We start from the raw sequence: 5,637 nt of genomic DNA on the forward strand, positions 1-5,637 counted from the left end.
AACATTACCAGTGTCGATAATGATGTCACTATCAAATCTCTCGTACTTAACCGTGGCAACTGTGTTATCTCTACAGCAGACGGGGGACAGAACGTAAACAAAAGGCTTGGGTTCGGTCAGTCGTATTCATTTACCAGCCCAACTAATCAATCATTTTCTCAGTGTAGGCCTCTTGAGTTAGTGGTTGGTACAAATAAGGGTTCATTCGCTTTTAAATGGTAATTGGCTGATGTAAGGGAATAAAGATGAACGATATAAATTTATTAAAGAATAACCTTGATACTAAGGTATTAAACTTTGTGCTGTTGACCGCTGTTACAGGTGGCATTTACCCGTTAATGTGGTTATTTCTCAATCAGCGGAAATTAACCGAAGCCATGAAGGATAACTTTGTTGATAACAATTATCCTCTATGGATCGCCATTGCAACAGGCTTGGGTTGGTTTCTGTCAGATTTCAGCTATGAAATAAGTGACAAAGAAACGATTCTGGATCACATCGCCACGCTGTTATCGTTTGCATCCGTTGTTATGTACATCGTCTGGGGTTTTAAGGCTAAAACTGCACTGCAGGCTTACGTTTTAAAAGTGTTTAAATTTGAACTTAAAATGAACGTGTTCTACACTTTCATATTCAACATATATTACATTGTTTACTGTATTAACAGTATGGAATCTGAGTACCAGAAACACAAAATCATTTTCAGCCAACAACAGGGTTAGTTGTTTTATATATAAATAAGAGCACCATTAATGGCGCTCTTATTTTTTTTACTTTTTGTAGCGTGCCGCACTAAGGAAAAGCTCATTTCTTCTGAGACGAACTCCCATCTGGTCAAGCTGATACCCATGATGCTCCATCACCTGACGGGCCATTTTCCCAATCATCTGTTTAATCCGGTCATTGTTTTCATTGCTGACCTCATTACCAAATCGTTCAATAAGGTAGGGTTGAACAACTTCCAGTGCGGGGCGAGATAAGTAGGTTGCGGCCTCCATTCGTATAACATTCTCACGCTCATTCATGAACGCCCAGAGACGCTTGCCGAAGTCACCTTCGGCTAAATCAGAAAAATTTCCAGCATTGAAATCCATCAGGAGTCCTCTCTGCTGCTTAAGTTACATGTGTACTATATGGTGTGTGTAATTGTATAAAAAGTTTAAACCGACGCGACTATTTTACATGTAGTTCAATCATGTACGGCACCACACAATTTATCTTTAGGGACCCAAAATTAGGCTGGTAGCTGAGATCACCGACATGCGTGGTGGTTTCAATGGGCTGGCTGCAAAAGTGCAGACAGCGCAGTGGAATGGCCCGGTGTTCGACTACGTTTTCATCCTTTCGGGGCCTTAGCGGCAGTCAGGTCAAACTGCTCTGGCCCACCGGCGGCGAATCGTGTCTCCTGACTAAAAGGTTCTGGCTGGGCGCTTACTGTTTTTTAGTCCCTGATGGAGAAATACCACTGTATTTCATGCGGTAAGGGGAACTTTTCATCCACTGATGGACTTGATAGATTATCTACTGAAATCTGGCACCATATCGTCGGTATCTCATAATGAGACCCATATTCTAAGAGTTATTCTTGAAGGAAAATTGACACGGAATTAACATGCTTTTGCGGCTAAAAACGGAGGCGGAAGTAGAAAATCCGCGATCAAGGTTAGACTACATAGGAAGGTATAAATTCTATGAATAAAGATATATTAAGTTTTGTCTGCTGTTTAGACAAAGAGGACATAACATTAGATTATATGTCAGAATTCCAAGGTGTTCGCCTAAATAGTTTTAATCGGGATGAGCTAAATGAAAACTCAAAAGCAGTATCTACTTTCACCATTGATATTAAAGGTTCTGAATTTTACAATCGCAAATCTCAGAAAGGAAACTTGTACGTTCAATGGCATCTAAAAAACTTCACAACCGGTGATTGTTATATGCTTTTAAAGTTCAAACATTCAGCCAATGGTGAAGGGTACTACTACAAAAACTATCATTCTCCAGAAGAAAATAAAGAAACACAAGCATTCCAGGTAATTAAGATTTTGAGTATTGCATTTGTTTACCCTTCCAATCAACTGGTAAATAAAAATAATTTAATACAAAATTTTTTAAACCAAAATAATACCCGACATCAAAATAAAATAGATAGGGATATGAATGGTGCTCTTTATTTAAATAGTTATTCTGTTGGCCAAGGTATGTGCTCACTAATACACAATGGAACAGAAGGTGTTCTGCTTGATTGTGGAGCGGGAAAACCCATATTAAAACCTAATTACAAAAACCTTTCCACAAATCAACTTATAAATGATCTAAAAGTATTGTCACAGGTAGATATGATTTTATCTCATTTAGATAGCGACCATCACCGGCTACTCTCTTGGGATTCGGATTTGTTTGGAATGATTTCAAATATATATATCCCTAGCAATACAAATGACTTATTTCTCAAGGATAAATTGACTCACCAGAAGATTATAGCCTGCTCCTTAATAAAAATAAAATTCACCAATGGGTTCATGAATTCATATCGCACCAGACCAGCATCTAATTCACAAGAAAAAAACGACAATGCATTAGTCACACATATCCGTACTGGTAAGGAAGAAGTGTTAGTTCCTGGGGACTATTTATATAAATACATTTGGACCGATTTATGCCCAAATATAGCCAATCTTACTAGGTGTAATTATACATATATTATTGTTCCGCATCATGGGGACAAAGAAAGTAGTAAACTCATTCTATCCCCATCTAACTTAATAAAACCTATCGCTTTTTTTTCGGCCGGTACACATGATACTTGGAAACATCCATCGTTTGAATCGCTAGATGCACATAGTACATTGCTTTTTATAAATGTCGTGGATAACGAAAATGAAGAAATTGATAAAATCTGCTTTAACCTTTAGTAATGCAGAGTGGAATATATTCGGAAGATTTTAATCATAAATTGTGTTGTCAGGAGCATAATTAATATTCAAGGTTTGTTATTGCCGAACAGTACATTCACGGATTTTTTCATGTTTACGGCCGTGTCGGAAAAAGATTATGAGCCAAAACATGAGCTTAAATTGTAAGCAATTGAAAGTTACTATCGGAATAAATCCTCTCCAGATGCATATTGTACATCTATTTTAAATAGGCCCGGTATTTATCTGGATGCAACTGTATCCGAGACAAATTTTCAACCTTCACCTAATATAGCCTAAAAATTATAAATGCTGCTACAAATACGTTCCTCGCTGTAAGTGCTCAGCTTCACCGGCCCATTTATTTTTAGAGATCTTTCGGCATACTGCAAATGCCTTAGTAGGGAATTGCCATGCGCAAAACCCCTTATCTTCGAGTTATTTTTACCGACTTGCTCAAGGACTGCTATGCAGCCACCTTGTGTCCAGAATTTCGTATTACTCGACTGTCAATAGTAAAAGCAGGGAGACTCAATGTCAGATAAAAGAGGTTCTGATGGACATGAATATCCCCGCTAACGCATTTACTTTCGGTAACGAACACGATCTTCAATCCTCTGGACCGCGTTAAGTGCTTCATGACCTAGTTCCTTTTCGTCGCAAAGACTGCGTAAGCTTTGCAAGTCGTCGGCGTCTCCAAACTGCCCAATCACTTGAATGGAAAAGGAAACGATACGTGTCAGATCATTAATGAACCCGTGTTCGCGGTACGTCTTCTGCGACTCGCGATTAGCCAATGCATCGCGACAGACAGCCAAAGCTGTGTTCGGATAACTCTTTACAACATGAGTTCTCGTACCATCCGAAAACAACATTTGAGATGTTGAATACCACAGTGCTCCCGCGCTTGCCGAAGCGGAATTAGCCAGTAACGTAGTGCGCGCACCAAGAGTATGGGCCGAAGACTCGAGTTCGCAATCGCTCAACCGGCAAGCCCAGTAAGCTAATTCCCCGCAGGCCCGCATAGTTTCATCAACATCGACAGGCGATGTCACAGTGGTAGGAAGTGGGAGGTCCAAAATCCCCATCGCTTCGTGCGCTGCGAAAAATACCTCAACAGCATCTTGTGGCATAACCGACTTTTTGGCTGGCAACCTAAGCCAAGGTTCAATAGCCTCGGAAACTGATGAGTCACCGAAATCTGCGAGCTGACGAATCAGAATATTGACAAACGAAACATACTCGGTGCTTGCTCCTTTGAGTGCCTTGAAAAGGAACTGCCGTTTCTGAGCGCTGGCAAGATTGTTTATCTCCTCCCAATAAATGCAGTCATACGGGTGATCGAATTGTCGAGAGAAGATATTCCATGCTTGCGTATCGGCCTGAGGTCCCGACTCGGAGAGCGCGCTTTCGATCTCCTCAAAGACCACCGTTCTGTAGTTTTCTTCTTCGGCTTCGAGTCCACCTAACCCTTTCAGTGCATCAAAAATCATGGAATTCAAAAACACGCCCAATTTGTCCATGGAGTCCTCAAGCGCCGCGATCATCTTTGCTTTTACGGCATCATCCACATTTCTCAAGTGTACACAAAAGTCCATCGTGTCTAGCTGAAGGTGGTAGGGCAAGCTCTGCAGTCTCTCAAGAAGATTCAGCACAAATGGCGCTGCCCACGGTGCGTGTTTCGTGAACTTGGTGATTCCGAGAAGAACGTAGAATTCGCTATGCGTGCTCGCTTCCTTCCATGATTTTTTCAGAGCTTCACCAAATTCGCTCCTTGGACTATGGCGAAAACTTAGGCCACCACTATGGACGAAGGACACAAGCTGCGAAAGCGCGATCTTACGATTGAACACATAGGCTTGGCTAAATGTCTCGTGCCTAAGTGGTACCTTTTTGGCCCTTGCTTCCTTATAAAGCTCTCGATTGGCTTCTGCAATTTTTCCTTCCATGATGCGACATGCCGTCATGATTTGTTCTAAGTGGACTCCCTGCATTAGAAGCCAGCCAATAGCAGGAAGAAAAACTTCAAACTTCGAGAGGGTTGGCCGATGATTGCCAGTTTCAATCGAACAGCTATGCCATCCCTCGCCATTCATCAGGAAGCGCAGTTCAGAAGTCTCTGCGACCATTTCGGCGAGTAGCACGTCAAGCTTTGCTTTGACGGCACGTCTCGCGGCGTCTCCACACTCTCCTCGGACGCAAGACTCCAGGAGGCCCTTATCATTAGTTTTTTCCAAAATATCTTTTAGCGTCGAATCGTCTTCCACCGCACCGAGAATAAGAGCCTTAGAGCCATGGAACCGTGGAGATCGCAGAATAGATTTCATTCGCTCAGAGTCTTTGCACGCTACCCGGACTACAGATTCCGCCATGAAGAAATAGAAAAACATTTCATGAGAGAAGCTAATTCTATCACCACGCTGTGACACAAGCCGCGACTTAAAGACCGCGTACCGTACCGCGTCTGTCGCACTTGCCGCATCGCAAAATCTGTCAAACTCTCGAATGGACATACTAAATGCGGTTTGAGAGATCAACTCTTCTGCAAACCCGGAAAGAGCGCGAATTCCCGCCGTTGCGAAGTTGCCGAGGCGCATGCGAGTAACCGTGTCGAATAGAACGAACGTACTTGCCCCAGCGGGCAGTGATGCGGCAGCCTGCCCAATGAGTTCCGCTTCAAGTCCTGAGAGTGCTATCTCAAGCAGAGCTTGGCAGTTTGTTT

The 5,637-nt window shown here is 42.3% G+C and carries 4 protein-coding genes and 1 pseudogene; 3 read left to right on the plus strand and 2 right to left on the minus strand.

The features are described from left to right. Positions 1-222, plus strand: a pseudogene (locus CNE01S_RS25670) (hypothetical protein); the annotation flags it as partial. Between the two features lie 23 nt (positions 223-245). Beyond that, positions 246-722 carry a DUF4234 domain-containing protein gene (locus CNE01S_RS23665; protein ID WP_061279102.1) on the plus strand — a complete coding sequence of 159 codons (477 nt, stop codon included), beginning with the start codon at positions 246-248 and terminating at the stop codon, positions 720-722. A gap of 48 nt (positions 723-770) precedes the next feature. Here the strand turns inward: CNE01S_RS23665 and CNE01S_RS23670 are convergent, their stop codons facing one another. Beyond that, a complete protein-coding gene (locus CNE01S_RS23670) occupies positions 771-1,094 on the minus strand; it encodes a hypothetical protein (protein ID WP_061279104.1) in 324 nt (107 codons plus the stop codon). 597 nt (positions 1,095-1,691) lie between these two features. Between CNE01S_RS23670 and CNE01S_RS23675 the strand changes: the two genes are divergently transcribed. Continuing rightward, entirely contained in the window at positions 1,692-2,915 is a 1,224-nt protein-coding gene (locus CNE01S_RS23675) for a ComEC/Rec2 family competence protein (protein WP_061279106.1), read from the plus strand. 584 nt (positions 2,916-3,499) lie between these two features. Here CNE01S_RS23675 and CNE01S_RS25915 read toward each other — a convergent pair. Further along, positions 3,500-5,637 (minus strand): hypothetical protein (locus tag CNE01S_RS25915; protein WP_255212438.1); only part of this gene is annotated, 2,138 nt, incomplete at its 5' end.

It is taken from the genome of Cedecea neteri NBRC 105707 = ATCC 33855, assembly GCF_001571265.1.
Classification (GTDB): Bacteria; Pseudomonadota; Gammaproteobacteria; order Enterobacterales; family Enterobacteriaceae; genus Cedecea; species Cedecea neteri.